The following is a 26,410-nucleotide window of genomic DNA, read 5'->3' on the forward strand; positions in this document are numbered from 1 at the left end:
TCAGCCCTTTCAGGCGCCACCCTTGGTTTGGCGCTCAATAGCGCAAGGCGCGCTATCCACGACGGACTGGCGCAGCACCCGAATGCCGGCACGGATCAGCCAGCAGGCGAGGATGAAGGGTGCAGTGAGCGTGGCCAATCCCAGCGTGGCGAAGCCCGGTGTGAGCAATACGGCCAATACAATGCCGAGCAGCGGCAACCAGGGTTGACGGCGATTCTGGCTGAAAGCGAGGGCGGCGAGCACCGCGTTGTAACCGCTCAAACCCAGCAGCGCGTCTGCAGTTTCGTGATGCAGTAAAGCGAAGCCTAGGCCGGCAGTGGAGCCCAGCAGTGCCCACAGGAAAGCGCGGCGATCGGCGATCAGCAAACCCGCAGCAATCAGAGCACCGGCCAGCGGATGATCCAGAAACATCACCTGACCGAGCCCTTTCAATGAAGCGACGAGCAGGTTGTGTGTGTTCATCTCGATCACAGGCGCGGGTAATTGAGGCGCGGCAAACGAAAGCAGGATCCAGCTCAACCCGACAAAGGGCGCGGTGTAGGCGGGCAGGCAATGACGATCGCGGGCGCGCTTGAGCCATTGCTGGGTCAACATCGCGCTCAGGCCGCCAGCGGCGATGATCAGCGGCGGCAACATCGCTGACCATGGGAAGTAGAGGCTTAGCAGCAAACCGAGCAAGACACCGTTGTAACTGAAAAGCCCAGCCTGTCGATCGGCCTTGGCATAACCGCGTCGTTGCGCGGCGAGCAACCCGGCGACACCGCCCAGCAGCGCACCGCCCAGCAGAGCCGGCGCGGTAAAAAGAATGGCCAGCAGGCACAGCAGGCCGCACAGCGGATGGCGCTGGAGGAAGACCTGACTGAAACCGTTGAGCAGGGCAGTCGCCCAGTCGGGGCAGTGGGTGTTGAAGTGGTTGGCAGGCATGTTTTTCTGTGTGTCTGGGGGACCGTGTAATCGTTCTTCGCGGGCAAGTCGGATCGCCGCCCGCTCGCTCCTACAGGAATACGCTGTCCCCGTAGGAGCGAGCGGGCGGCGATCCGACTTGCCCGCGAAGGGGCCGGTATAGGCGCTAAATGAGCGTCTCAATGCGCAATGAGTTAGTCGACCCCGGCTGCCCAAACGGCACACCCGCCGTGATCAATAAAGTGTCGCCACGCTTGGCCATGCCCTGCGCCTGCGCAATCTCCAGCGCCGTTGAGCACACCTCATCCACCTGCCGCAGCCGATCATTGACCACCGAGTGCACGCCCCACGCCACCGTCAACCGGCGAGCGGTTTGCAGGTTCGGCGTCAGGTTCAGGATCGGCACCGTCGGCCGTTCCCGCGCGGCTCTCAAACTCGACGTGCCGGACTCGCTGTAATTCACCAGCACCGCCACCGGCAGCACATTGCTGATGCGACGAATCGCGCAGCTGATCGCGTCAGAAACAGTCGCTTCAGCCTTCGGCCGACTCACGTCCAGTTGGGTCTGATAGTCCGGGCCGTTTTCCACCTGACGAATGATTTTGCTCATCATCTGCACGGCTTCCAGTGGGTATTCGCCGGACGCGGTTTCCGCCGACAACATCACCGCATCCGCACCTTCGGCCACAGCGTTGGCCACATCAGTGACTTCAGCGCGGGTCGGGGCAGGGGAGAAGCGCATCGACTCCAGCATCTGCGTGGCCACCACCACCGGTTTGCCGAGCTGACGGCAGATGCTGATGATGTTTTTCTGAATTTGCGGCACGCTTTCGGCCGGCACTTCCACGCCCAGGTCACCGCGAGCAACCATGATCGCGTCGCTCAATTCGGCGATCTCGCGCAGTTGAGTCACGGCCGATGGCTTCTCGATCTTGGCCATCAGAAACGCTTTGTCGCCGATCAGTTCGCGCGCCTCGCGAATGTCTTCCGGACGCTGCACAAACGACAGCGCCACCCAGTCCACACCCAGCTCCAGACCGAAGCTCAGATCGCGACGATCCTTGGCCGTCAGGGGGCTCAGGTCGAGCACCGCTTGTGGCACGTTCACACCTTTGCGGTCTGACAGCTCGCCGCCATTGAGCACAGTGGTATCGATTGCGTCGGAGTATTTGGTGACCACACGAAGACGCAGCTTACCGTCGTCCAGCAGCAGGTCCATGCCCGGTTCCAGCGCCGCGATGATTTCCGGGTGGGGCAGGTTGACCCGGCGCTCATCGCCCGGCGTCGGGTCCAGGTCCAGACGCAGAGCCTGACCGCGATGCAGTTGCACCTTGCCCTCGGCGAACTTGCCGACCCGCAGTTTCGGGCCTTGCAGGTCCATCAGAATGCCCAACGGATAATTCAGCTGGCGCTCGACTTCACGAATCCACTGATAGCGCTGAGCGTGGTCGGCGTGATCACCATGACTGAAGTTCAGGCGAAAGATGTTGACCCCGGCCTGAACCAGCTCACGGATGTCGTCGATCCCGTCAGTGGCAGGACCGAGGGTGGCGAGGATTTTAACCTTCTTGTCAGGCGTCATTTTCAGGGTTCTCGAGAATCAGGATGGCTCGGAAGTCGTTAACGTTGGTGCGGGTCGGCTCGGTGACGATCAGCGCATCGAGCGCCTCGAAATAGCCGTAGCCATTGTTGTTGTCCAACTCGTCGCTGGCGCTCAAACCGAGTGCGGCGGCGCGGGCGTAACTGTCCGGGGTCATGATCGCGCCGGCGTTATCCTCGGATCCGTCAATGCCATCGGTGTCACCGGCCAGCGCGTAAACGCCGGGCAGGCCTTTGAGGTTGTCGGTCAGGCTCAGCAGGAATTCGGCGTTGCGTCCGCCACGACCATTACCGCGTACGGTGACCGTGGTTTCGCCGCCCGAGAGGATCACGCAAGGCGCTGCCAGCGGCTGACCGTGCAGCACGACCTGACGAGCGATACCGGCGTGAACCTTGGCCACTTCGCGGGACTCGCCTTCCAGGTCGCCGAGGATCAGCGGACTGAAACCGGCCTGACGTGCTTTCACCGCAGCGGCTTCAAGCGACAGCTGCGGACGGGCGATCAACTGGAAATGACTGCGCGCCAGGCTCGGATCGCCGGGTTTGACCGTCTCCGATTCCGGGCTCTGCAGCCAGTTGCGTACCGAGGCCGGGACTTCAATACCGTAGCGTTTTAGGATTGCCAGCGCTTCGGCAGAGGTGCTTGGGTCAGCCACGGTCGGGCCGGAAGCGATGACCGTGGCGAGGTCGCCCGGGACATCGGAAATCGCATAGGTATAAACCGTGGCGGGCCAGCAGGCTTTGCCGAGTCGGCCGCCCTTGATCGCCGAGAGGTGTTTGCGTACGCAGTTCATCTCGCCGATGGTGGCGCCGGATTTGAGCAGGGCTTTGTTGATCGACTGCTTGTCGGCGAGGGTGATACCGGCCGCCGGCAAAGCCAGCAGGGCAGAGCCACCGCCCGAGAGCAGGAAGATCACGCGGTCGTCTTCGCTCAGGTTGCTGACCAGTTCCAATACGCGTTTGGCGACCGCCAGACCGGCAGCATCGGGCACTGGGTGAGCGGCTTCGACCACTTCGATTTTTTCACACGGGGCGCCGTGACCGTAACGCGTCACCACCAGACCTGACACTTCACCCTGCCAGCAACGCTCCACCACTTGGGCCATGGCTGCGGCGGCTTTGCCGGCGCCGATGACGATCACCCGACCGCTGCGATCGGCAGGCAAATGAGCTTCGAGGACTTGCTGCGGATGGGCCGCGTCGATGGCTGTAGCAAACAGCTCGCGCAGGAATTGTTGCGGATTGACCGACATGGCGGGCTCCCGGATTTCTTGTTATAGGGGATATCGGGCCTTGCATCGCCCTCTGTAGGAGCGAGGCTTGCCCGCGAACCGGACACCACGGTGTTTCTGCTGCACCGAGGCGATCCCTTCGCGGGCAAGCCTCGCTCCTACAGGGGAGCGGGGAGGTGGCTTACTTATCGCGAATCGAGAAATTCGCCATGTGTTCCAGGCCCTTGATCAGCGCCGAGTGGTCCCAGTTGCTGCCGCCGATGGCCGCGCAGGTGCTGAACACTTGTTGGGTGTTGGCGGTGTTCGGCAGGTTGATGCCCAACTCGCGTGCGCCGGCCAGGGCCAGGTTCAGGTCCTTCTGGTGCAGGCTGATGCGGAAGCCTGGGTCGAAGGTGCCTTTGATCATGCGCTCGCCGTGCACTTCGAGGATCTTCGAGGACGCGAAACCGCCCATCAGCGCTTCACGGACCTTGGCGGGATCGGCACCGTTTTTCGACGCAAACAGCAGGGCTTCGGCCACGGCCTGGATGTTCAGCGCAACGATGATCTGGTTCGCCACTTTGGCGGTTTGACCGTCGCCGTTGCCGCCCACCAGAGTGATGTTCTTGCCCATCGCCTGGAACAGCGGCAGAGCGCGTTCGAAAGCGTCAGCGTCGCCACCGACCATGATGCTCAGGGTCGCAGCCTTGGCACCGACTTCACCGCCGGACACTGGCGCATCAAGGTATTGAGCGCCTTTTTCGTTGATTTTGGCGGCGAAGGCTTTGGTGGCAGTCGGCGAGATCGAGCTCATGTCGATCACGATTTTGCCTTTGCCGACACCGGCCGCAACGCCGTCGGCGCGGAACAGCACGTCTTCGACCTGCGGGGTATCCGGCACCATGACGATGATGAATTCGGCTTCTTGCGCCACTTCTTTCGGGTTCGCCAAGGCGACGGCGCCACCGGCAACCAAGTCGGCCGGGGCTGGGTCGTGATGCGCCGACAGGAACAGGCTGTGACCGGCTTTCTGCAGGTTCAATGCCATTGGGTGGCCCATGATGCCGGTGCCGATAAATCCAATTTTAGCCATGAGAAATTCCTCTTGTTTTTATAGCTGCCCCCTCATACATGGGGAGCGCTTCAGATAGCGTTATGAGTTTTCAACCAGCCCAGACCTGCTTCAGTAGTGGTCAGCGGCTTGTATTCACAGCCAACCCAACCCTGATAACCGATGCGGTCCAGGTGTTCGAACAGGAAGCGGTAGTTGATTTCACCGGTACCCGGTTCGTTGCGCCCAGGGTTGTCGGCCAACTGGATGTGGTTGATCTCGCCCAGGTGCGCGGCCATGGTGCGGGCGAGATCGCCCTCCATGATTTGCATGTGATAGATGTCGTATTGCAGGAACAGGTTGGCGCTGCCGACCTGTTCGCGAATCGACAGGGCTTGCGCCGTGTTGTTCAGGTAGAAACCCGGGATGTCGCGGGTGTTGATCGCTTCCATCACCAGTTTGATGCCCGCCGCTTGCAGCTTGTCGGCCGCGTACTTGAGGTTGCTGACAAAGGTTTTTTCCACGGTGGCATCGTCGACGCCTTGTGGACGAATACCGGCCAGGCAGTTGACCTGGGTGTTGCCCAACACTTTTGCGTAAGCAATCGCCAGGTCGACACCGGCGCGGAACTCTTCAACCCGATCCGGCAGGCACGCGATACCGCGTTCACCCTTGGCCCAGTCACCGGCCGGCAAGTTGAACAGCACCTGGGTCAGACCGTTGGCGTCCAGCTTGGCTTTGATGTCGGCGGAGCTGAAGTCGTAAGGGAACAGGTATTCGACACCACTGAAGCCGGCCTTGGCGGCAGCTTCAAAACGGGCAAGAAAATCCTGCTCGGTGAACAGCATGGACAGGTTGGCTGCGAAACGCGGCATGGTGGTCTCCCGTTTTAAGTTCTCGTTCCCACGCTCTGCGTGGGAATGCCTCTATGGACGCTCTGCGTCCGCTTGGGACGCGGAGCGTCCCAGGCTGCATTCCCACGCAGAGCGTGGGAACGATCATCAATCCAGCAACGAAATCGCTGTCGGCGCATCGTTACCAACCAGCGCCAAGTCTTCGAATTCGTTGACGGCGTTGATCTCGGTGCCCATGGAAATGTTGGTCACGCGCTCCAGAATAATCTCGACGATGACCGGCACCTTGAACTCTTCGATCATTTCCTGAGCCCTGCGCAAGGCAGGCTGGATCTGACCCGGTTCGAACACACGCAGCGCCTTGCAGCCGAGGCCTTCAGCGACTGCGACGTGGTCGACACCGTAACCGTTGAGTTCAGGAGCGTTCAGGTTATCGAAGGCCAGTTGCACGCAGTAGTCCATGTCGAAACCACGCTGAGACTGACGAATCAGCCCCAGGTACGAGTTGTTGACCACAACGTGGATGTACGGCAGCTTGAACTGCGCCCCCACCGCCAACTCTTCGATCATGAACTGGAAGTCATAGTCGCCCGACAGCGCCACGACCTTGCGGGTCGGATCAGCCTTGACCACGCCCAGCGCTGCTGGAATGGTCCAGCCCAGAGGACCTGCCTGACCGCAGTTGATCCAGTGACGCGGTTTGTAGACGTGCAGGAACTGCGCGCCGGCAATCTGCGACAGACCGATGGTGCTGACATAGCAGGTGTCTTTGCCGAACACCTGGTTCATTTCTTCGTACACGCGCTGCGGCTTGACCGGCACGTTGTCGAAGTGAGTCTTGCGCTGCAGGCTGGCTTTGCGCTGCTGGCAGTCTTGCAACCAGGCACTGCGGTTTTTCAGCTTGCCGGCGGCTTGCCATTCGCGAGCGACTTCGATGAACACGGTCAGCGCGGCAGCGGCGTCGGAAACGATGCCCAGGTCCGGGGTGAACACGCGGCCGATCTGGGTCGGTTCGATGTCAACGTGAATGAATTTGCGGCCTTCGGTGTAAACGTCGATCGAACCGGTGTGGCGATTAGCCCAACGGTTACCGACACCCAGCACCAGGTCGGACTTAAGCATCGTGGCGTTGCCGTAGCGATGCGAGGTTTGCAGACCGACCATGCCGACCATCAAAGGGTGATCGTCCGGGATGGTGCCCCAGCCCATCAGGGTCGGAATCACTGGAATGCCAGTCAGCTCGGCGAATTCCACCAGCAACTCGCTGGCGTCGGCATTGATGATGCCACCACCGGCAACCAGCAATGGACGCTCAGCCTGGTCGAGCATGGCCAGCGCCTTCTCGATTTGCACGCGGTTAGCGGTTGGCTTGGCCAGTGGCAGTGGTTCGTAGGCATCGATGTCGAATTCGATTTCGGCCATCTGCACGTCGAACGGCAGGTCGATCAACACAGGGCCTGGACGGCCGGAGCGCATTTCGTAGAAGGCTTTCTGGAACGCATAAGGCACTTGGCCCGGTTCCATAACGGTAGTTGCCCACTTGGTCACTGGCTTGACGATCGCGGTGATGTCGACAGCCTGGAAGTCTTCCTTGTGCATACGGGCGCGGGGTGCTTGCCCTGTGATGCAAAGGATCGGAATCGAGTCGGCCGAGGCGCTGTAGAGCCCGGTAACCATGTCGGTACCGGCAGGGCCAGAAGTGCCGATGCACACGCCGATGTTGCCGGCCTTGGTGCGGGTGTAGCCCTCGGCCATGTGCGAGGCGCCTTCAACGTGGCGAGCGAGGACGTGATCGATGCCACCGACCTTCTGCAAGGCGGAGTACAGCGGATTGATTGCGGCGCCGGGGATGCCAAAAGCGGTATCAACCCCTTCACGGCGCATCACCAGAACGGCGGCTTCGATTGCTCTCATTTTGCTCATGATTTTGTGCCTCGTACGTTTTGTAATTGTATACAAGTGGCTTTGCGCAGAGTGTATTCACGGCGGACGGCGCAGGTCAATCCATTTTCTCAAGCGGTCGTTTCATTCGTCGGAAGCCCATACTGCTGTGGCTTTTCGTCGCATGTGGCGCCTTTCGAGAATTATTGTATACAAAAAAATAACTCATTGTGTTCTATTTGTTGCATCGGACTGCTGAACAGAAAGCAGTCCAACCGTTTTCCCTACAACAAAATGAGGACGGCACCATGAGCGCTTTAACCTTGAAAGTTGCAGTCAACCTGATCAGTCAGGCCATCTCCGCGGGGCGTACAATCTCGGCGGCTCCATTGACCATCGCAGTACTGGATGCAGGTGGGCACTTGGTTAGCCTGCAACGCGAAGATGGCGCCAGCCTGCTGCGCCCGCAGATCGCCATCGGCAAAGCCTGGGGCGCCATCGCCCTGGGTAAAGGCTCACGCCTGCTGGCGCTGGACGCCCAACAACGCCCGGCGTTTATCGCCGCTTTGAATAGCCTGGGGCAGGGCAGTGTTGTGCCGGCACCGGGAGGCGTGTTGATTCGGGATCAGGACGGGAACGTGCTGGGGGCGGTTGGCATCAGCGGTGATCTTTCTGATGTTGATGAGCAATGTGCGATCAGTGCGATCGAGGCGATGGGGTTGCGGGCGGATGCTGGAGTGACTGCTTGATTTGTGGTGAATGATTGACCGCTTTCACGAGCAGGCTCGCTCCCACAGGGACTATCTGAACGACAGAGGTCAACTGTGGGAGCGAGCCTGCTCGCGAAGGCAATCTCCCAGACACATCCAGCTAAAAGTCTGCTCCATCCTTTGGCATTTACAGGTCTAGCCTTCTTCATGACTTCATCATGAAAAGGGCAAAGGAATGCCGGATCTGGCTGCTTCACACCGATTGCGCATCGGCCGTTTCGCCGAACCCAACCGAATTTATCTGCTGACCACCAACACTCTCGATAGAGAACCTGTTTTCAACGACTTTGCCTTGGGCAGATTAGTCGTCGCACAATTTCGCGCCGCGCAGGACCAAGGCTGTGCTAACTCATTGGCATGGGTTGTCATGCCCAATCACTTTCACTGGTTGATCGAGTTGCAGCAGGGGTCGCTGAGTGGGCTGATGCAAAAGACCAAATCTTTGAGTACCAAAGCGGTGAGCTTGTCCACCGGTCGTAAGATCAGCCTTTGGCAGCACGGCTTTCATGATCGAGCGCTGCGTCGTGAGGAAGACCTGGTAAAGCTTGCTCGATATGTTGTCGCGAATCCGTTGCGGGCGGGATTGGTCGAGCGCCTTGGCGACTATCCGCTGTGGGATGCTATTTGGGTTTGATCAGAAACCGGGTCGCGCCCATCGCGAGCAGGCTCGCTCCCACAATGGATCTCGGTTGCTCAAAGAGCCTGTGTGCACAGATCCACCCTGTGGGAGCGGGCTTGCTCGCGAAGGGGGCGCCGCGGTCTATCAGTCCGGCTCACACCCCTTCAGCACCAACCGGATAATCGTCTGCGCCGCCGCCTCATAATCCGCCTCATCGAGCCTGGCCTTTCCGGTCACCGCAGAAATCTGCCAGTCGAAGTCGGCATAGGTCTGCGTCGCGGCCCAGATGCTGAACATCAGGTGGTTGGGGTCGATGGGGGCGATCTGGCCGCGGTCGATCCAGGTCTGGATGCAGTCGATGTTGTGCTTGGCCTGGCCGTTGAGCCGTTCCACCAGATCGGCGCTCAGGTGCGGGGCGCCGTGCATGATTTCGCTGGCGAACACCTTGGAGGCGAAGGGCAGGTCGCGGGAGATGCGGATCTTCGAGCGGATGTAGCCGCTCAGCACTTCACTGGGCACGCCGTCGGCATTGAATGGTGTCGAGGCCTGCAGAATCGGCTCGATGATGCTTTCCAGGACCTCGCGGTAGAGGTTTTCCTTGGATTTGAAATAGTAGTAGACGTTGGGCTTGGGCAATCCCGCCTTGGCTGCGATGTCACTGGTTTTCGTCGCAGCGAAGCCCTTGTCGGCAAATTCTTCACTGGCGGCACGCAGGATCAGTTGTTTGTTGCGCTCGCGGATAGTGCTCATAAACCAGGGGGTTCCTTGCCTGTTCTGGCGGTTGCGCATGGTAGCACCGGCCTCGCGCGGCGCTCAAGAATGCCCCGTGCGGCTCCCGGCCGCGCTATGCTGCGCGGCATTCATTCAAGAAGGAAACCTGATTCATGGCAGGAAGCAGTTTGCTGGTGCTGATCGACGACATCGCCGCGGTACTCGACGATGTGGCGTTGATGACCAAAATGGCCGCCAAAAAGACCGCCGGCGTGCTCGGTGACGATTTGGCGCTCAACGCCCAGCAGGTTTCCGGCGTGCGTGCCGAGCGGGAAATTCCGGTCGTGTGGGCGGTGGCCAAGGGCTCGTTCCTCAACAAACTGATCCTGGTGCCGTCAGCTCTGGCCATCAGCGCGTTCATTCCCTGGTTGGTCACACCATTGTTGATGATCGGCGGCGCCTACCTGTGTTTCGAAGGTTTCGAGAAACTCGCCCACAAATTCCTGCACAGCAAAGCTGAAGACCAGGCGGAACATGCTGAGCTGGTCGAGGCCGTGGCTGATTCGGCGGTCGATCTGGTGGCGTTCGAGCAGGACAAGATCAAAGGCGCCATCCGCACCGACTTCATTCTCTCTGCAGAAATTATCGCAATCACCCTGGGCACCGTGGCAGATGCCTCGCTGACCCAGCAAGTCATCGTGCTTTCGGGCATTGCCATCGTCATGACCATCGGCGTTTATGGCCTGGTGGCCGCCGGGATTACTCGGCGATCTGCAACTTGCGCGACTCGGTGTAGACGTAACGCACCTTCTCGTACTCGAACGGCGAGTTCAGTTGGCCATAGCGGAAGCCGGTCTGGTAGCGTTTGTCGACGCTGCGCAGGACCCAGATTTCCGGGTGGTTTTCGCTGACTTGAGCGACGTTCAGGAAGTTGATCGCGTTCTCGGCGGTGAAGTCCACTGCCAGGCCTCCGGTGTCGCGGATGTTCGAAGGGCCCAGGATCGGTAGCACGAAGTAGGCGCCGCCCGGTACACCGTAGAAGCCCAGCGTCTGGCCGAAGTCTTCGCTCTGGCGTGGCAGGCCCATGGCGGTGGCCGGGTCCCACAGGCCGGCGATGCCGACGGTGGTGTTGAGCAGCAGCCGTGCGGTGGTTTCCATCGAGCGCTGCCCTTTGAACTGCAGCAAGCTGTTCAACAGGTTCGGTACGTCACCGAGGTTGTTGAAGAAGTTGCTGACGCCAGTACGCAGGAAGCTCGGAGTGATGTAGCGATAGCCGTCAACTACGGGCAGGAACACCCATTGGTCGAAGCGGTAGTTGAAGTGGTAGACGCGGCGGTTCCACTCTTCCAGCGGGTCGTAGACGTTCAGCGCGTTGAGCGTCGAACGTTCGAACTCGCGCTGATCCAGCCCCGGGTTGAATTTGAGTTTGCTCAGCGGCTCCTTGAAGCCGTCACTGTCGATGACAACCGGTGCGTTGGCTTTGCTGTTGTCGGCATTGGCGACGCCTGCACAGAGTAACGCTGCGATAAGCAGGAGGTATTTAGCCACGGAAGAACTCCAGCATGGCGTCGCTGTTGACGCGGTAATTAAGGTTGCCGCAATGGCCGCCCAGTGGATAAACAGTCAAGCGGTCGCCGAAGGTCTTGCGCAGGAAACCCAGGTCACCCGGGCCGAGGATCACGTCGTCGGCGTTGTGCATGACCGCGATTTTCGGGCTGTCATGCAAGTAATCCTTCAAGGCATACAGGCTGGCCTGATCGATCAGTTGCAGCAGACTCCCGCCATCGGTTCGTGCACGCCACATCGGGATCACTTGTTCGGTGATGTAGCAGTCGAAGTCGCACTGTAGCGCACGCTTGAGGTACGGCGTGAGGCTGGTGCCTTCGGTGATCGGGGTTTTCTGCGGGGTGATCAGGCCGCGACGGTTGATCAGGTCCGAGGTGAAGGCAATGTCGGCCGCCGAGAAGCGGAACGAGGTGCCGATCAGCATGGCCATCTGTTCGTTGCTCAGGTGCTGCTTGGACTGCTGGAAGTCATAAAGCAGGGCATCGTTGAGGTCGATATAGCCCTTCTGCTGGAAGTAGCGGGTCAGTTTGTTCAGCACCAGTTCATAGAACGTTGTGCTGTTGTTGATGCCCTTGACTTCCGTTTGTACAAGCTTGTCGAGGTTGGTGATCGAGGTGTAGAGATTGACCGGCGGGTTGAGCAACAAGACTTTCTTGAAGTTGAAGCTGCGGCGGGTTTCGTCCAGGTGCGCGACGAATGCCGCATCCAGTGCGCCCAGGCTGTATCCGGTCAGGTAGTAATCAGTGACGGGGACTTTCGGGTTTTGTGCCCGTACAGCCTGCATCACCCGATACAAGTCTTCGGCGTCTTCCTTGGTAATGCCGGGTGTAGCGAAACGTGAGGCGGCGCTCATGAAGTCGAAGCTGGTGGGCGACGACAGTTGCACCACATGGTAGCCGGCCTTGTAGTAGAGCTTTTTCAGGTATTCGTTGTGGCTGCTGTCATAGCGCGCGCCGGTGCCGGCGATCAGGAAGATCAGCGGTGCGGCTTTATCCTGGGTGGCAATGCGATAGGTGAGTTTCTTCACCGGCCAGAAGTTGTCCGGCAGATCGAATTCACGCTCCGGGCGCAACCTGACGCTGCGGTCGGCCTGATTGATGTCGTCATCCAGCGGCAACTCCGGGCGCAAGTCCGGCGGTGTCGTGGCAATGGTCGCCTCGAACGGGTTCGTCAAGGGGTAGCCATAACTGGCGGCGTCGATGTCGACCGCCAGTGCGGACGCACTCAAAATAAGGCCGCCAAACAGGGCGGCGAAGCGCAAGGAACGGAGCATGACTAGATCTCTTAGAGAAAGGTGCCGAATGAAGTTCGCAGGCTATGACCACGGGGTTTGCGCCAAAGTGCCATGGATCGGCCCCCATCAGGCCTAATTTCGGAGTAATGGTAGCTGGACGATACACTTTGCAGCTATTTCGTGACCAATTATCTGCTGCGCGCGTTTGCTTACCGCTGGTGGGAGATTAAGCTGGCCGCCGTTTTCGTCTATTGGAGTGCTTCATGTCCCGCCGTCTGCCTGTGATTCTGCTGCTCGTTCTCCTGCCGTTATGGCTGGCCGCCAGTTATGGCGCGCGTTATGGCTTTATGGAGGATGCTCAATGGGTCGGCATCTGTGTGGACGAAGCGAGTCGCTGGGAATGCCAGATTCGTTCGAGCCTGGGGTTGATGATTCACTTCAAAGTGTTGGGCTGGGCGGCATTGACGGCGGCCGTGATCGGCTTTGTGGTTCCGGGCCGGGCAGGGTGGTGGTTGGCGGTGCTGGCGCTGGTGGTCGGGTTTCCCGCATTGGCGTTGTACAACACGACGTTGGCTGTTTTTGCGGTGGTGATTGCGGGATTGCGGTTAGTGAGAAAGACCAACGCTCGTTAAATTTTCTTGCCATACCTGTTATTTCTGACAGTTGACGCTTTCCAAAGCTCGGATCTAAATAGCCGAGCCGCTGCTGTAAAGCAAAGCGTTGATCCTGTCAGGAGAAATCAATATGCACGCTCGTACTCCCACATTGTCGGTGATTGACCCGCGTGCACTTACTGTACGCACTGTGGCCTATCACCGAAAGACTGTCTTGGATCCTCTCGATAGCCGTGTCACTCGTCAGACCTATGATAGCGCTGGGCGTGCCACTCACCTTTTTGACCCTCGTCTGTTTGAACTTCTCGGAACAGAACCTGATATCTCGGCAAACCTCAGAACGGTATTCAATCTTTCCGGCGAAACGCTACTGACTGATAGCGTTGATGCCGGTTATCGCTTGCATTTGCCAGGACCTGCTGGCCAGCACTGCGATAGTTGGGACAGTAAGCTCACATATACCCATATTGAATACGATGACCTCATTCGTCCGATCAAGGAATCGGTGCATGTACAGTGGGAGGACGAAAGGGTCAGTGGCTATTTTTCCTATGGTGGCAATGGCGCGCCGTTTGTCGATCGAAATCAATGTGGGCAATTGATTCGCCACGATGACAGCGCTGGGACGATGTTACTTGGTTCATTCTCGTTGAAGGGCGAGCTGCTTGAGAGTACCCGGCATTTTCTCGATAGCACGGAACAACAAACGGATTGGCCGCCTCAAGAGGCTGATCGTGATCTTCTTCGTGAAGAAGGGCGTGGCGCCACGACTTGTTATAGCTACAGCGCGACATCCCAGTTGCTCTGCCAGATCGACGCAGAGCGAAATGCCCAAACTTTTAATTACACGGTTGACGGGCAGGTTGCCGGAATAAAAGTGAGAGTAGGTGTAGATGGACCAGAAGACGACCTGCTGACCGAAATTTGTTATAACGCCTTCGATAAAGTTGAGCAGCAAACCTTCGCCAATGGGCTTGTTTGCTCCGCCCATCATTCTCCCGTCGATGGAAGATTGGAGGAGTTGAAGTCGCAGCTTTCGGGGCAACCACTTCTGCAACACTTGATCTACTGCTATGACCCTGTCGGAAATATTGTGTCTATTGAAGACAAGGCGCTGCCCATTCGCTACTTCCGCAACCAGAAAATAGAACCGATCAGAACTTTCCTGTACGACACTCTTTATCAGTTAATTCACGCCACTGGTTGGCAGGTGGTCGGCGGCAGCGTTGGGCCGTATTTGCCAGAGTTCCAATCACCGGCGGATCCAGGTCAATTGGAAAGTTATACTGAGACCTTTAGCTACGATTGTGGTGGAAATCTCATCAAGCAGGTTCATTGCGCTGCGCTTGGAAACCGCACTCAGCGTATGAGCGTGTCGAAATACAGTAATCGTGCCCTCGTGCAAACAAACAACAGAGATTTGCCGACGGAGGCTGAAATTGCCGCGGGGCATGACTCCAATGGTAATAAGCGGCTACTGCTGCCCGGACAGGACCTGTTATGGGACGAGCGTAATCAACTACGGCGAGTCGATCAGGTAGTGCGCGCTGGCTTACCGAGCGATGCCGAGAACTACATTTATGATCATGCTGGACAGAGGCAGCGAAAAATTCGCACAACTTTGGCCGGTCGTTTGATCCGTAGTCATGAGGTTCGCTATTTGCGAGGACTGGAAATCCGGACTGATAGTGAGAAAATTTTGCACGTTATCAATGTGCAGACAGAGCTGTGTAATGTTCGTGTGCTACTCCGGGAAAATCGACAGCAAGGCACAAACACTATCAATTACCGCTATGCGTTGACCGACCAAGTAGGTTCAAGCAGCTTGGAACTTGATGATGGAGGGGAGCTTATAAGCGAGGAGGTCTTTTATTCTTACGGCTGCACGGCGTGGTGGGCGGGAAGCGATAAAATAAAGGCAAGTGACAAGACTGTGCGCTATTCAGGTAAGGAGCTGGATGCGACCGGATTGTATTATTACGGTTTGAGGTATTACGTGCCGTGGTGGCATCGATGGCTGAGTCCGGATCCTGCGGGTGTGGTAGATGGTTTGAATTTATATTGTATGGCTCGTAACAGTCCTGTTACCTTCTTTGATAAGGTAGGGCTTAATAGCACAAATGCTAATAGAGGGAGTCAGGGCAACTACGCTGATCTGGTATCTTCCTTTAACGCGGGGGATATTTTATTTGGATTGCGTGAGCCTCGGGATTTTGCACTGAAAGCGTTGGAGAAAGTCGGGTTTAAAGAGTTTTCAAGGGTGCCACGTTGGAGGGAAGGTATTCCCAGATTGTTCTGGGAGAAGAAACGGAATGTATTGAAACAAAATGATTTGACTGATGCAGCCTTTGGTTCGATCGTAACGGCAGGAATATACAACACTGATGAACAAATAAAGGCAGAGTTGGCAGATTCAGCACGTGGAATTGCTTACAAGGAGTTTGCTATGACTAATAGATACTTTCAAAAAGATGAGAAAGGGACGGGGAACTTCTTTCAGATCAATGTTCCGATGTGGCGTCGTTCGAGTAAAGCGGGGTTAGAGTTTCAAATTTTTGAGCGTGACAAGAAGGTCCTTTTCGCTATTGATAATCTGATGGGGACTCTGGACGACATTGTTTCGAAAAAGCCGGATGCCGGTACCAGCGTTACTGCTTCGGAAATCAGGTACGTGTTCAGGCGCAAAGAAACACCTGAAGTTAAAAATAATGTGAGATTTTTTGTGGCAAATCGAGAAGTGCCGCAAGATGAGTTTTTTAACTTGCCGGCCTGGAAAAGTTATCACCCCAAAAAAACGTACAGTAAAGTAACTGTACCGTCTCGTTCACCAGTGAGCAGGCACTGATTGTAGTCATCTACCTCGGGGCGGTGTCGAGTCCGCGTAGTCCGACATCGCGAGGTTCCTGCTCTCGGGCTCCATAACGAGGGGAGAGCAGAGTTTGTGCGAAAGCGCCATAGGCGCTTCGCAGATCAGCCCTTGCGAACCCGTAAACTGCGCCACAGCGCTGCAACCATCAACACACTCACCAGCGCCCAACCCCAGGCCTGCTGATTCTGCAACCCTTCTTGATACAGCTGCGGCGCAATGCCAGCGCCGATGATGAAGGTCAGCAGGGCAATCTCCCGACGCGGCACGCTTACCGGGCGGCACAGATAAACCAGCGCCGGCAGCACGAAAGCGACACTTGGAAAGCTGCGGTAGCGTGGGTCGAACACCAGCTCCAGCATCATCACCGCAGCGGCAAACCCCGCCGCTGCCACCCACCAGCCAGCCCGACGTTCCAGCGCATTGAATGCACGTTCACGCCAACCGGTGCGTGCGCTCAGGGTCAGCGCGGCATGGGCCAGCACCAACAGATTCAAACCCGTCAGCAGCGCCACCCACAACCATTCACTGGCAAACCGCGTGGTGACACGCGCCAGATCGCCCCAGGCGCCAATCGAGCAAGCCGCCAGCGCACCCAGCAGTGGCAGGACCAACGCTGCGCGAGTGCTGCGAACACGCCCGCCGAGGATCAGTGTGCCGAGGAAGATCAAACCGCCCACCACCAGCCACTGCGACCAGTACGGCACGTTCGACACCGGACCTGCCAGCACGCCCTTGTCCTGACGATCGGCGTCGAACAGCCCCCAGTAACCTCCGACCGCACCTTCGCTGGCGCGTTTCCACGGCTGGTCAAAAGCTTCGATCAGGTTGTAATGCCAGCCTTGCTGCTCCGCCATGATGACAAAAGAGCGAATGAACTTGGCTTCATTGACCCGGCTTGGCAGAGCGGTTTCACGTTGACGGCCTTCACTCGGCCAACCGGTTTCGCCAATCATCACGTCCTTGGGCGCGAATTTGTTACCGAACACCTGACGCACCTCGGCTACATGTTGCAGCGCGGCGTCGATATTCGAGGGATTGTCTTCCCAGTACGGCAGCAAATGGATGGTCAGGAAGTCCACTGCCGGGGCGATTTCCGGGTGCTTGAGCCAGAACTCCCAGACGTCGGCGTAAGTGACAGGCTGTTTGACTTGGCTTTTGACTTTATCAATAAGCTTGGCCAACTGCGCGCCAGTGACCTCCTTACGCAACAGGGTTTCGTTGCCGACGATCACCGAGGTCACCACGTCCGCGTTCGCGTTGGCTGAGGCGATCAGCAGGTCGACTTCCTTGGCGGTGTCTACCGGATTGCTGTTGACCCAGGCGCCAATCATCAGCTTCAGGCCGTGCTTGCGCGCCAGGTCGGGCAGGGCCTCAAGGCCCGTCATCGAGTAGGTGCGGATGCATTCGAAACGAGTCGCCAGCAGCGCGAGGTCGGCGTCCATGCGCTCGGGGCGCAGCTTGAACGGCTGATCGAACGGCGATTGATCTTTGTCGAACGGGGTGTAGGAGGCGCATTGCAGCTTGTGCGTCGCGCTGGCCACATCCGGCAGCAACACCGGCTTACCGAGGCCGTACCAGAAGCCACCGAGGGCAAAAAGCCCCAGCAGGCAGGCGAATAGATAAGCAAAAAAAGGAAAACGTGATGTCGCGGGCATGGTCAGGCCGTCTGGGAGCAAAGCCGCGCATGTTACCTTCATTTGCCGCGTGCTTGGTGGCCTGCATAATTTTGACATGCAAAGTTCGGGCGGATTGGCCGGCGGACTTCCGGTGGTCTAGATTAATGGCGTTCTGATGTCGTTTCTCGATGCCTTGAGGTCGCTGGCAGAGAAGGTCGCCAGTGTCGTCAGGTTGATGATCGAGGCGTCAGTGTTCTCATAGATAAATCGCGCTGATGTTCGGACGGAGTTTGCGGTGGGCGTGATGGGGGCGCTGTGCACCATAACAATACGTTGACGCGACTCGGCATCCGTCGAGCGCAGCACTTTCGGGGAAGTAACGATGAAGATGCGACGACTTTTAGGCGCGAGTGCCGCTCTGGTACTTGCGATTGGCTCCACATTCGCCAATGCCGAGAGCAAAACCCTGAGCATCGGCTACGTTGACGGTTGGTCCGACAGCGTTGCCACCACTCATGTGGCGGCCGAAGTGATCAAGCAGAAGCTGGGTTATGACGTGAAGCTGCAAGCCGTCGCAACCGGGATCATGTGGCAGGGTGTGGCCACCGGCAAGCTCGACGCCATGATGTCTGCGTGGCTGCCTGTGACTCACGGCGATTACTGGACCAAGAACAAGGATCAGGTCGTCGATTACGGTCCGAACTTCAAAGACGCGAAAATCGGCCTGATCGTGCCGGAGTACGTCAAGGCCAAATCCATTGACGATCTTAAAACCGACGACAGCTTCAAAAAACGCATCGTTGGTATCGACGCCGGTTCAGGTGTGATGCTCAAGTCCGAACAGGCAATCAAGGACTACGATCTGACCGGGTATCAACTCAAGGCCAGTTCCGGCGCCGGCATGATTGCCGAGCTGACCCGTGCCGAGAAGAAAAACGAATCCATCGCCGTCACCGGTTGGGTGCCGCACTGGATGTTCGCCAAGTGGAAACTGCGCTTCCTGGATGACCCGAAAGGCGTTTATGGCGCGGCTGAAACCGTGAACAACATCGGCAGCAAAGAACTGGCCACCAAGGCTCCGGAAGTTGCCAAGTTCCTGAAGAACTTCCAGTGGGCGTCGAAAGACGAAATCGGCGAAGTCATGTTGGCCATTCAGGATGGTGCCAAACCTGAAGCCGCAGCGAAGGATTGGGTGGCCAAACACCCGGAACGCGTTGCAGACTGGATCAAATGATTTGAGCTGACGCGTCTGGTCAGCACCTTCCGAGGCCGCTTGGTATCACTGCCAAGCGGCCTTTTGTATTCCCGCGTTCCTGTAGAAAGAAGATGGGTGCAAAGCAGGCTAATTATTATTTGCTGAGAAATGGCAATACCGTCATGTCGTTCTAATACTAAGGTCGTCTGGAACCAGTTCCGCAGCCGCATAGAGTGGATGACGTTACAACTTCATCTGTGCTGCGAGGATAAAAACAATGAACGACAGCATTTACCTCTCGATTCAAAACAGCCCGCTCTTCAAGGAGCTGGTTAGCAAGAGAGAACGATTCGCCTGGATTCTTTCGGCGATCATGCTTGGGCTTTACTCCGGATTCATCCTTTTGATTGCTTACGGGCCGCATATTCTGGGCGCGAAAATCAGCCCCGATTCTTCGATTACCTGGGGGATACCCATTGGTGTCGGGCTGATTCTCTCGGCCTTTATCCTGACTGCAATCTATGTACGACGCGCCAATGGCGAATTCGACGACCTGAACAATGCGATTCTCAAGGAGGCTCAGCAATGATCCGGCGTCTAATGGCTCTATTGAGCATCGCAGCCTTTGCACCTGGCGCCTGGGCGGCTGAAGCCCTTACCGGCGAAGTGCATAAACAACCGCTCAACGTTTCCGCGATCCTGATGTTTGTGGCGTTCGTCGGTTTGACCCTGTGCATCACCTACTGGGCCTCCAAGCGCAACAATTCGGCGGCGGACTACTATGCGGCGGGTGGCAAGATCACCGGCTTCCAGAACGGCCTGGCGATTGCCGGCGACTACATGTCGGCGGCGTCCTTCCTGGGTATTTCCGCCCTGGTGTTCACCTCCGGCTACGACGGCCTGATCTACTCGATCGGCTTCCTGGTGGGCTGGCCGATCATTCTTTTCCTGATCGCCGAACGCCTGCGTAACCTGGGTAAATACACCTTTGCCGATGTGGCGTCCTACCGCCTCGGGCAAACCCAGATCCGCACGCTGTCCGCTTGCGGTTCGCTGGTGGTGGTGGCGTTCTACCTGATCGCGCAAATGGTCGGTGCCGGCAAGCTGATTCAGCTGTTGTTCGGTCTCGACTACTACGTCGCCGTGATCCTGGTCGGTATTCTGATGTGCATGTACGTGCTGTTCGGCGGCATGCTGGCGACCACTTGGGTGCAGATCATCAAGGCGGTGTTGCTGCTGTCCGGTGCCACGTTCATGGCGCTGATGGTCATGAAGCACGTCAACTTCGACTTCAGCTTGCTGTTTTCCGAGGCGATCAAGGTTCACCCTAAAGGTGAAGCAATCATGAGCCCGGGCGGCCTGGTGAAAGATCCGGTCTCGGCATTCTCCCTTGGCTTGGCACTGATGTTCGGTACCGCGGGCCTGCCGCACATTCTGATGCGCTTCTTCACCGTGAGTGACGCAAAAGAAGCTCGCAAGAGCGTGCTGTATGCAACCGGCTTCATTGGTTACTTCTACATCCTGACGTTCATCATCGGCTTCGGCGCGATCCTGCTGGTCAGCACCAACCCTGCCTTTAAAGATGCTGCTGGCGCGCTGTTGGGCGGCAACAACATGGCGGCGGTGCACCTGGCTAATGCGGTCGGTGGCAGTATCTTCCTGGGCTTCATCTCGGCAGTCGCGTTCGCAACCATTCTGGCTGTGGTGGCTGGTTTGACACTGGCCGGTGCTACGGCGGTGTCTCACGACCTTTACGCCAGCGTGATCAAGAAGGGCAAGGCCAACGACAAGGACGAGATCCGCGTCTCAAAAATCACCACTATCTGTCTGGGTGTGCTGGCGATCGGTCTGGGCATTCTGTTCGAAAGCCAGAACATTGCGTTCATGGTGGGCCTGGCGTTCTCCATCGCGGCGAGCTGTAACTTCCCGGTGCTACTGCTTTCCATGTACTGGAAGAAGCTGACCACGCGTGGTGCGATGATCGGCGGCTGGCTGGGTCTGATCAGTGCCGTTGGTTTGATGGTCCTTGGGCCAACCATCTGGGTGCAGATCCTGCATCACGAGAAGGCTATCTTCCCGTATGAGTACCCGGCGTTGTTCTCCATGGCCATTGCGTTTATCGGGATCTGGTTCTTCTCGATTACTGACAAGTCGACCGCGGCTGACAATGAGCGGGCGCTGTTTTTCCCTCAGTTTGTTCGTTCGCAGACTGGTTTGGGGGCGAGTGGGGCGGTTGCTCACTAAGGCTTCAGGTTTGCTTATGTAAGCTCCGTTAAACAGAAATGCCCCGGTCGAGAGATCGGGGCATTTTTTGTTGGACGGCTTGTCGGGCGGTTTGATTGTGTACATATCCGTTGCTGCGGTAACGGCTGATTATGGTTCCGCTCTTACAGCGTGTCACTTTTGGCAAACGCCCCAAAAGTAACCAAAAGGTCTCGCCCCGAGCGTCCGGCCCCTCGCTAAGGCTCGGCGTTCCTTCGCTCCGGCATCCATCCGGGGGCATTGCCCTCCGGTCTGCTTCGCTACGACCTACATGCAATGAGTTCGACTGCGTCGAACGGCGCTGCGCGCCAATCCCCGGATGAATGCCTCCACTCAGCCTCCCGATATAGGGCGGGTGGATCAAAATCAAAAGCCAGCGCAACGGCAAGATCAAAAGATCAAAAGATCAAAAGATCACGATCAAAGAGCCGCCATTCCCGCACAAACAAAAACGGCCTCTATCTACATAGAGGCCGTTCCCGGTGCAGCTTAAGACGTTATCGCAAGACAGGTCTTATTTGCGGTCTTCCAGCTTGGTGATGTCACGCGACTCGTAGCCGGTGTACAGCTGGCGCGGACGGCCAATCTTGTACGGGCTGGAGAGCATTTCTTTCCAGTGGGAGATCCAGCCGACAGTCCGCGCCAAGGCGAAGATTACGGTGAACATGCTGGTTGGAATGCCGATCGCCTTGAGGATGATCCCCGAGTAGAAGTCGACGTTCGGGTACAGCGAGCGTTCGATGAAGTACGGGTCGGTCAGGGCGATCTCTTCCAGGCGCATGGCCAGTTTGAGTTGCGGATCGTTGGTGATGCCCAGTTCTTTCAGTACTTCGTCGCAGGTCTGCTTCATGACTGTGGCGCGTGGGTCGCGGTTTTTGTAAACCCGGTGACCGAAGCCCATCAGTTTGAACGGATCGTTCTTGTCCTTGGCCTTGGCGATGTACTTGTCGATGTTCGACACATCGCCAATTTCATCGAGCATGGTCAGAACAGCTTCGTTCGCGCCGCCGTGGGCAGGGCCCCACAGTGCAGCGATGCCGGCAGCGATACAAGCAAACGGGTTGGCGCCCGAAGAGCCGGCCAGGCGTACGGTAGAGGTCGATGCGTTCTGCTCGTGGTCGGCATGGAGGATGAAAATCTTGTCCATGGCGTTGGCGAGTACCGGGCTGATCGGTTTGATCTCGCACGGGGTGTTGAACATCATGTGCAGGAAGTTTTCCGCGTACGTCAGGTCGTTGCGCGGGTACATCATGGGCTGGCCCATCGAGTACTTGTAAACCATCGCTGCCAGTGTTGGCATCTTGGCAACCAGGCGGATCGCGGAGATTTCGCGATGCTGCGGGTTATTGATGTCCAGGGAGTCGTGGTAGAAGGCCGAGAGGGCGCCAACTACACCGCACATGACGGCCATTGGGTGGGCGTCGCGACGGAAGCCGTTGAAGAAAGTCTTCAGCTGCTCGTGAACCATGGTGTGGTTCTTCACGGTGCTGACGAACTGGGCCTTCTGTTCTGCGGTCGGCAGTTCGCCGTTGAGCAGCAGATAGCAGGTTTCCAGGTAGTCCGACTTTTCAGCCAGCTGTTCGATCGGGTAGCCGCGGTGCAGCAAAATGCCGTTGTCGCCGTCGATATAGGTGATCTTCGACTCGCAAGAGGCGGTCGACATGAAGCCAGGGTCAAAGGTGAAACGGCCCGTGGCCGTCAGGCCCCGAACATCAATTACATCGGGACCAACGGTGCCGGTTAAAATGGGCAGCTCGACGGGGGCTGCGCCCTCGATGATCAACTGCGCTTTTTTGTCAGCCATGTGGCCTCCTATTTATGCTTGAAATCATCAGACAGACCCCCCACGCAGGGCCCGCACCACTATAGTGAGATAAATTCGAATGTCAATTTGCCTAAAGTCTTGCTCCAGAAGGCTTTAACTGGACTTTTTCCTCGAAATTGACTGCCATTTACGCCTTTTATCCGACTTGTGCAATGAGCTATTAGGGGAAGGCGATTGCGTTGTCATTAGTAGCCTAACTGTCTATACTCGGCCACCGACCGCCAGGGGCTTTTGGGCCTGCTTTATTGGGGGTCGCACTCCCTGGGTGGTGGGTACCTGACCAGTGCACTCCCCAACAACTTTGCCCTGATTGTTAGGGGCTCTTCAGTGTGAAAAAAAGCCGTGAAAAGCCAACGACCTGTAAACCTAGACCTAAGGACCATCAAACTCCCCATCACCGGCGTTACGTCGTTTCTTCACCGTGTTTCCGGCATTATCCTCTTCCTGGGCCTTGGCTTCATGCTGTATGCATTGGGCAAATCTCTGGGTTCCGAGGAAGGTTTTGTCGAGGTGAAGGAATGCTTGACCAGTCCGCTGGCCAAGTTCGTAGCATGGGGTCTCCTCTCCGCCTTGCTGTATCACATGGTAGCCGGCGTGCGCCATTTGATCATGGACATGGGCATCGGTGAGACGCTGGAAGGCGGCAAGCTGGGCTCGAAAATCATTATCGCCGTATCTGCGGTGTTGATCGTTCTGGCGGGAGTTTGGATATGGTAACCAGCGTAACGAACCTGTCGCGTTCCGGTCTCTATGACTGGATGGCGCAGCGTGTGTCTGCGGTTGTTCTCGCGGCTTATTTCATTTTCCTGATCGGATACCTCGCAACGCACCCTGGCATTGGCTACGCCCAATGGCACGAGCTGTTTGCAAGCAACGGGATGCGTATCTTCAGTCTGCTGGCCCTGGTGGCTCTGGGCGCTCACGCCTGGGTTGGCATGTGGACCATCGCGACCGACTACCTGACGCCGATGGCGCTGGGCAAGTCCGCGACTGCAGTACGTTTCCTCTTCCAGGCAGTATGCGGCGTTGCGATGTTCGCCTACTTCGTCTGGGGTGTGCAGATTCTTTGGGGTATCTGATTCATGTCTACTACAGTTAATACGCTTTCGTTCGACGCCATTATTATTGGCGGCGGCGGTGCTGGCATGCGCGCTGCGCTGCAGCTGGCACAGGGCGGTCACAAGACTGCCGTGGTTACCAAGGTTTTCCCGACTCGTTCGCACACTGTCTCCGCCCAGGGTGGCATCACCTGCGCCATCGCCTCGGCAGATCCGAACGATGACTGGCGCTGGCACATGTACGATACCGTCAAGGGTTCCGACTATATCGGTGACCAGGACGCTATCGAATACATGTGTTCCGTAGGCCCGGAAGCGGTCTTCGAACTCGAGCACATGGGTTTGCCGTTCTCCCGTACCGAACAAGGCCGCATCTATCAGCGTCCGTTCGGCGGTCAGTCGAAAGACTTCGGTAAAGGTGGCCAGGCTGCCCGTACTTGCGCCGCTGCCGACCGTACCGGTCACGCACTGCTGCACACCCTGTACCAGGCCAACCTGAAGGCCGGCACCGTATTCCTCAACGAATACTACGGTGTCGACCTGGTGAAGAACGAAGATGGTGCCTTTGTCGGCATGATCGTCATCTGCATCGAAACCGGCGAAACCTCGTACGTCCGCGCTAACGCCACCGTACTGGCGACCGGCGGTGCAGGTCGTATCTACTCGTCCACCACCAATGCCTTGATCAACACCGGTGACGGCGTCGGCATGGCTCTGCGTGCTGGCGTGCCGGTACAAGACATTGAAATGTGGCAGTTCCACCCAACCGGCATCGCCGGCGCTGGTGTACTGGTTACTGAAGGTTGCCGCGGTGAAGGCGGTTACCTGATCAACAAGCACGGCGAGCGTTTCATGGAGCGTTATGCTCCGAACGCCAAAGACCTGGCTGGTCGTGACGTGGTTGCTCGCTCGATGGTTAAAGAAATCATCGCCGGCAACGGTTGCGGTCCGGATGGCGACCACGTAATGCTGAAACTCGATCACCTCGGTGAAGAAGTTCTGCACAGCCGTCTGCCAGGCATCATGGAACTGTCCAAGACCTTCGCCCACGTCGATCCAGCCGTGTCGCCGATTCCGGTCGTTCCAACCTGCCACTATATGATGGGCGGCGTGCCGACCAACATTCACGGTCAGGCAATCACCCAGGACGCCGACGGCGTTGACCAGATCATCCCTGGTCTGTTCGCAGTAGGCGAAGTGGCCTGCGTATCGGTTCACGGTGCCAACCGTCTGGGCGGTAACTCGTTGCTCGACCTGGTGGTATTCGGTCGTGCTGCCGGCCTGTTCCTGGAACAGACCCTGAAAGAAGGCGTCGATTACACTCGCGCTCGCCAGTCCGACATCGACGCTGCCCTGGCGCGTCTCGATGGCCTGAACTCGCGTACCGAGGGCGAAGACGTCGCCACCCTGCGTAAAGAGCTGCAAAGCTGCATGCAGAACTACTTCGGTGTATTCCGTACCGGCGAATACATGCAGAAGGGTATTGCTCAGCTGGCTGATCTGCGTGGCCGTATCGCCAACGTCAAGATCAACGACAAGAGCCAGGCGTTCAACACCGCTCGTATCGAAGCGCTGGAATTGCAGAACCTGCTGGAAGTGGCCGAAGCTACCGCCATCGCCGCAGAAATCCGCAAAGAGTCCCGCGGCGCTCACGCCCGTGAAGACTTCGAAGAGCGCGATGACGTTAACTGGCTGTGCCACACCCTTTATTTCCCGGGTGAAAAGCGCGTTACCAAGCGTGCCGTGAACTTCTCGCCAAAAACAGTCCCGACCTTTGAACCAATGATTCGGACTTATTAAGGGTGGCCGCCATGTTGCAAGTCAGTGTTTATCGCTACAACCCTGATCAGGACGCCGCGCCGTTCATGCAGGAATTCCAGGTCAATACCAACGGTAAAGACCTGATGGTGCTGGACGTGCTGGCCCTGATCAAAGAGCAGGACGAGGGTTTCTCCTATCGTCGATCTTGCCGTGAAGGTGTTTGCGGTTCCGACGGCATGAACATCAACGGCAAAAACGCTCTGGCGTGCGTCACGCCGCTGTCCGCTGTCGTAAAAGGTAACAAGCTGATCGTTCGTCCGCTGCCAGGTTTGCCGGTTATCCGTGACTTGGTCGTCGATATGAGCATCTTCTACAAGCAATACGAGAAGGTTAAGCCATACCTGCAGAACGACACGCCGGCTCCGGCCATCGAGCGTCTGCAGACCCCTGAAGAACGTGAAAAGCTCGACGGTCTGTACGAGTGCATCCTGTGCGCTTGCTGCTCGACCTCTTGCCCGTCCTTCTGGTGGAACCCGGACAAGTTCCTGGGTCCAGCTGCTCTGCTGCAAGCGTATCGCTTCCTGGCAGACAGCCGCGACACCAAGACTGCCGAGCGTCTGGCTTCGCTGGATGACCCGTTCAGCGTATTCCGCTGCCGCGGGATCATGAACTGCGTCAACGTCTGCCCGAAAGGCCTGAACCCGACTAAGGCCATCGGTCACGTACGTAACATGTTGCTGCAAAGCGGCGTGTGATTCACCTGCTGTACCCGGCTGTTGTAAATGCAGTACCGCTGTACCCGTAGATGCTG

General features: G+C 57.6%; 22 protein-coding genes and 1 pseudogene. 12 read left to right on the forward strand and 11 right to left on the reverse strand.

Translation table 11 applies throughout. From position 1 onward, the window contains the following. Nucleotides 1-9: 9 nt before the first annotated feature. From ACYZT0_RS04970 to gcl, 6 genes are all read right to left on the reverse strand, one after another. The gene (locus ACYZT0_RS04970) at nucleotides 10-924 is read right to left on the reverse strand and encodes an urea transporter (RefSeq protein WP_462044878.1); all 915 of its coding nucleotides are present in this window, start codon (nucleotides 922-924) and stop codon (nucleotides 10-12) included. 145 nt (nucleotides 925-1,069) lie between these two features. Then, nucleotides 1,070-2,485 carry a pyruvate kinase gene (pyk, locus tag ACYZT0_RS04975; protein ID WP_462044879.1) on the reverse strand — a complete coding sequence of 472 codons (1,416 nt, stop codon included), beginning with the start codon at nucleotides 2,483-2,485 and terminating at the stop codon, nucleotides 1,070-1,072. Beyond that, on the reverse strand, nucleotides 2,475-3,755 hold the full coding sequence (locus tag ACYZT0_RS04980) for a glycerate kinase type-2 family protein (protein ID WP_462044880.1): 1,281 nt from the start codon (nucleotides 3,753-3,755) through the stop codon (nucleotides 2,475-2,477). The genes pyk and ACYZT0_RS04980 overlap by 11 nt, the downstream gene beginning before the upstream one ends. A gap of 160 nt (nucleotides 3,756-3,915) precedes the next feature. Beyond that, the gene (locus ACYZT0_RS04985) at nucleotides 3,916-4,806 is read right to left on the reverse strand and encodes a 2-hydroxy-3-oxopropionate reductase (protein WP_462044881.1); all 891 of its coding nucleotides are present in this window, start codon (nucleotides 4,804-4,806) and stop codon (nucleotides 3,916-3,918) included. A gap of 50 nt (nucleotides 4,807-4,856) precedes the next feature. After that, entirely contained in the window at nucleotides 4,857-5,639 is a 783-nt protein-coding gene (gene hyi, locus ACYZT0_RS04990) for a hydroxypyruvate isomerase (RefSeq protein WP_461973454.1), read from the reverse strand. A 126-nt stretch (nucleotides 5,640-5,765) separates the two neighbouring features. Then, nucleotides 5,766-7,541: a glyoxylate carboligase gene (gene gcl, locus ACYZT0_RS04995; protein WP_462044882.1), complete on the reverse strand. Its 1,776-nt coding sequence runs from the start codon at nucleotides 7,539-7,541 to the stop codon at nucleotides 5,766-5,768. A 266-nt stretch (nucleotides 7,542-7,807) separates the two neighbouring features. Here gcl and ACYZT0_RS05000 point away from each other — a divergent pair, with 266 nt between their 5' ends. Both ACYZT0_RS05000 and ACYZT0_RS05005 read left to right on the forward strand, forming a co-directional pair. Continuing rightward, the gene (locus ACYZT0_RS05000; protein WP_462044883.1) at nucleotides 7,808-8,248 is read left to right on the forward strand and encodes a GlcG/HbpS family heme-binding protein; all 441 of its coding nucleotides are present in this window, start codon (nucleotides 7,808-7,810) and stop codon (nucleotides 8,246-8,248) included. Nucleotides 8,249-8,444: 196 nt separating this feature from the next. After that, complete coding sequence (locus ACYZT0_RS05005; protein ID WP_462044884.1) at nucleotides 8,445-8,903, forward strand: REP-associated tyrosine transposase; 459 nt, start codon at nucleotides 8,445-8,447, stop codon at nucleotides 8,901-8,903. A 129-nt stretch (nucleotides 8,904-9,032) separates the two neighbouring features. Here ACYZT0_RS05005 and ACYZT0_RS05010 read toward each other — a convergent pair whose 3' ends face one another. After that, nucleotides 9,033-9,638 (reverse strand): TetR/AcrR family transcriptional regulator, encoded by a 606-nt coding sequence (locus tag ACYZT0_RS05010; protein WP_462046502.1) that lies wholly within the window; start codon nucleotides 9,636-9,638, stop codon nucleotides 9,033-9,035. A gap of 134 nt (nucleotides 9,639-9,772) precedes the next feature. Here ACYZT0_RS05010 and ACYZT0_RS05015 point away from each other — a divergent pair. After that, nucleotides 9,773-10,351: pseudogene (locus tag ACYZT0_RS05015) on the forward strand (DUF808 domain-containing protein); the annotation flags it as partial. A 7-nt stretch (nucleotides 10,352-10,358) separates the two neighbouring features. On the opposite strand, the gene ACYZT0_RS05020 reads toward ACYZT0_RS05015, so the two are convergent. Beyond that, nucleotides 10,359-11,147, reverse strand: coding sequence for an MlaA family lipoprotein (locus tag ACYZT0_RS05020; RefSeq protein WP_462044885.1), 789 nt, complete (start codon nucleotides 11,145-11,147; stop codon nucleotides 10,359-10,361). Then, nucleotides 11,140-12,438, reverse strand: coding sequence for an alpha/beta fold hydrolase (locus ACYZT0_RS05025; protein WP_462044886.1), 1,299 nt, complete (start codon nucleotides 12,436-12,438; stop codon nucleotides 11,140-11,142). Before ACYZT0_RS05025 ends, ACYZT0_RS05020 begins: the two co-directional genes overlap by 8 nt. Before the next feature lie 224 nt (nucleotides 12,439-12,662). Between ACYZT0_RS05025 and ACYZT0_RS05030 the strand changes: the two genes are divergently transcribed. Together ACYZT0_RS05030 and ACYZT0_RS05035 are read left to right on the forward strand one after the other, a co-directional pair. Next, a complete protein-coding gene (locus ACYZT0_RS05030; RefSeq protein WP_462044887.1) occupies nucleotides 12,663-13,031 on the forward strand; it encodes a hypothetical protein in 369 nt (122 codons plus the stop codon). A gap of 196 nt (nucleotides 13,032-13,227) precedes the next feature. Beyond that, nucleotides 13,228-15,858 carry an RHS repeat-associated core domain-containing protein gene (locus ACYZT0_RS05035; protein WP_462044888.1) on the forward strand — a complete coding sequence of 877 codons (2,631 nt, stop codon included), beginning with the start codon at nucleotides 13,228-13,230 and terminating at the stop codon, nucleotides 15,856-15,858. A gap of 125 nt (nucleotides 15,859-15,983) precedes the next feature. On the opposite strand, the gene ACYZT0_RS05040 is transcribed toward ACYZT0_RS05035, so the two are convergent. Continuing rightward, nucleotides 15,984-17,579 carry a glycoside hydrolase family 17 protein gene (locus tag ACYZT0_RS05040; protein ID WP_462044889.1) on the reverse strand — a complete coding sequence of 532 codons (1,596 nt, stop codon included), beginning with the start codon at nucleotides 17,577-17,579 and terminating at the stop codon, nucleotides 15,984-15,986. A 301-nt stretch (nucleotides 17,580-17,880) separates the two neighbouring features. On the opposite strand from ACYZT0_RS05040, the gene ACYZT0_RS05045 reads away from it, so the two are divergent. The 3 genes from ACYZT0_RS05045 (at nucleotide 17,881) to ACYZT0_RS05055 (ending at nucleotide 20,937) form a co-directional block, all read left to right on the forward strand. Continuing rightward, nucleotides 17,881-18,732 (forward strand): glycine betaine ABC transporter substrate-binding protein, encoded by an 852-nt coding sequence (locus ACYZT0_RS05045; RefSeq protein ID WP_462044890.1) that lies wholly within the window; start codon nucleotides 17,881-17,883, stop codon nucleotides 18,730-18,732. A 238-nt stretch (nucleotides 18,733-18,970) separates the two neighbouring features. After that, complete coding sequence (locus ACYZT0_RS05050; protein WP_462044891.1) at nucleotides 18,971-19,282, forward strand: DUF485 domain-containing protein; 312 nt, start codon at nucleotides 18,971-18,973, stop codon at nucleotides 19,280-19,282. Further along, nucleotides 19,279-20,937 (forward strand): cation acetate symporter, encoded by a 1,659-nt coding sequence (locus ACYZT0_RS05055; protein WP_462044892.1) that lies wholly within the window; start codon nucleotides 19,279-19,281, stop codon nucleotides 20,935-20,937. Before ACYZT0_RS05050 ends, ACYZT0_RS05055 begins: the two co-directional genes overlap by 4 nt. Nucleotides 20,938-21,469: 532 nt before the next feature. Here the strand turns inward: ACYZT0_RS05055 and gltA are convergent. Beyond that, nucleotides 21,470-22,759 (reverse strand): citrate synthase, encoded by a 1,290-nt coding sequence (gene gltA, locus ACYZT0_RS05060; protein WP_401358427.1) that lies wholly within the window; start codon nucleotides 22,757-22,759, stop codon nucleotides 21,470-21,472. Nucleotides 22,760-23,122: 363 nt separating this feature from the next. On the opposite strand from gltA, the gene sdhC reads away from it, so the two are divergent. The 4 genes from sdhC to ACYZT0_RS05080 are packed head-to-tail and all read left to right on the forward strand — an operon-like array spanning nucleotide 23,123 to nucleotide 26,354. Continuing rightward, on the forward strand, nucleotides 23,123-23,497 hold the full coding sequence (sdhC, locus tag ACYZT0_RS05065) for a succinate dehydrogenase, cytochrome b556 subunit (protein WP_462044893.1): 375 nt from the start codon (nucleotides 23,123-23,125) through the stop codon (nucleotides 23,495-23,497). After that, nucleotides 23,491-23,859, forward strand: a complete 369-nt coding sequence (sdhD, locus tag ACYZT0_RS05070; RefSeq protein ID WP_054049453.1) for a succinate dehydrogenase, hydrophobic membrane anchor protein — start codon at nucleotides 23,491-23,493, stop codon at nucleotides 23,857-23,859. Before sdhC ends, sdhD begins: the two co-directional genes overlap by 7 nt. Nucleotides 23,860-23,862: 3 nt before the next feature. Continuing rightward, the gene (gene sdhA, locus ACYZT0_RS05075; protein WP_140681893.1) at nucleotides 23,863-25,638 is read left to right on the forward strand and encodes a succinate dehydrogenase flavoprotein subunit; all 1,776 of its coding nucleotides are present in this window, start codon (nucleotides 23,863-23,865) and stop codon (nucleotides 25,636-25,638) included. Nucleotides 25,639-25,649: 11 nt separating this feature from the next. Next, nucleotides 25,650-26,354: a succinate dehydrogenase iron-sulfur subunit gene (locus ACYZT0_RS05080; RefSeq protein WP_140681891.1), complete on the forward strand. Its 705-nt coding sequence runs from the start codon at nucleotides 25,650-25,652 to the stop codon at nucleotides 26,352-26,354. Nucleotides 26,355-26,410 lie beyond the last annotated feature (56 nt).

This window comes from Pseudomonas sp. ZS1P83, assembly GCF_054897825.1.

Bases quoted from the DNA above. Each gene is read 5' to 3' on its own strand.
- ACYZT0_RS04970 (WP_462044878.1), bottom strand. From the start codon at position 924: ATGCCTGCCAACCACTTCAACACCCACTGCCCCGACTGGGCGACTGCC.
- pyk (WP_462044879.1), bottom strand. From the start codon at position 2,485: ATGACGCCTGACAAGAAGGTTAAAATCCTCGCCACCCTCGGTCCTGCC.
- ACYZT0_RS04980 (WP_462044880.1), bottom strand. From the start codon at position 3,755: ATGTCGGTCAATCCGCAACAATTCCTGCGCGAGCTGTTTGCTACAGCC.
- ACYZT0_RS04985 (WP_462044881.1), bottom strand. From the start codon at position 4,806: ATGGCTAAAATTGGATTTATCGGCACCGGCATCATGGGCCACCCAATG.
- hyi (WP_461973454.1), bottom strand. From the start codon at position 5,639: ATGCCGCGTTTCGCAGCCAACCTGTCCATGCTGTTCACCGAGCAGGAT.
- gcl (WP_462044882.1), bottom strand. From the start codon at position 7,541: ATGAGCAAAATGAGAGCAATCGAAGCCGCCGTTCTGGTGATGCGCCGT.
- ACYZT0_RS05000 (WP_462044883.1), top strand. From the start codon at position 7,808: ATGAGCGCTTTAACCTTGAAAGTTGCAGTCAACCTGATCAGTCAGGCC.
- ACYZT0_RS05005 (WP_462044884.1), top strand. From the start codon at position 8,445: ATGCCGGATCTGGCTGCTTCACACCGATTGCGCATCGGCCGTTTCGCC.
- ACYZT0_RS05010 (WP_462046502.1), bottom strand. From the start codon at position 9,638: ATGAGCACTATCCGCGAGCGCAACAAACAACTGATCCTGCGTGCCGCC.
- ACYZT0_RS05025 (WP_462044886.1), bottom strand. From the start codon at position 12,438: ATGCTCCGTTCCTTGCGCTTCGCCGCCCTGTTTGGCGGCCTTATTTTG.
- ACYZT0_RS05030 (WP_462044887.1), top strand. From the start codon at position 12,663: ATGTCCCGCCGTCTGCCTGTGATTCTGCTGCTCGTTCTCCTGCCGTTA.
- ACYZT0_RS05040 (WP_462044889.1), bottom strand. From the start codon at position 17,579: ATGAAGGTAACATGCGCGGCTTTGCTCCCAGACGGCCTGACCATGCCC.
- ACYZT0_RS05045 (WP_462044890.1), top strand. From the start codon at position 17,881: ATGAAGATGCGACGACTTTTAGGCGCGAGTGCCGCTCTGGTACTTGCG.
- ACYZT0_RS05050 (WP_462044891.1), top strand. From the start codon at position 18,971: ATGAACGACAGCATTTACCTCTCGATTCAAAACAGCCCGCTCTTCAAG.
- ACYZT0_RS05055 (WP_462044892.1), top strand. From the start codon at position 19,279: ATGATCCGGCGTCTAATGGCTCTATTGAGCATCGCAGCCTTTGCACCT.
- gltA (WP_401358427.1), bottom strand. From the start codon at position 22,759: ATGGCTGACAAAAAAGCGCAGTTGATCATCGAGGGCGCAGCCCCCGTC.
- sdhD (WP_054049453.1), top strand. From the start codon at position 23,491: ATGGTAACCAGCGTAACGAACCTGTCGCGTTCCGGTCTCTATGACTGG.
- sdhA (WP_140681893.1), top strand. From the start codon at position 23,863: ATGTCTACTACAGTTAATACGCTTTCGTTCGACGCCATTATTATTGGC.
- ACYZT0_RS05080 (WP_140681891.1), top strand. From the start codon at position 25,650: ATGTTGCAAGTCAGTGTTTATCGCTACAACCCTGATCAGGACGCCGCG.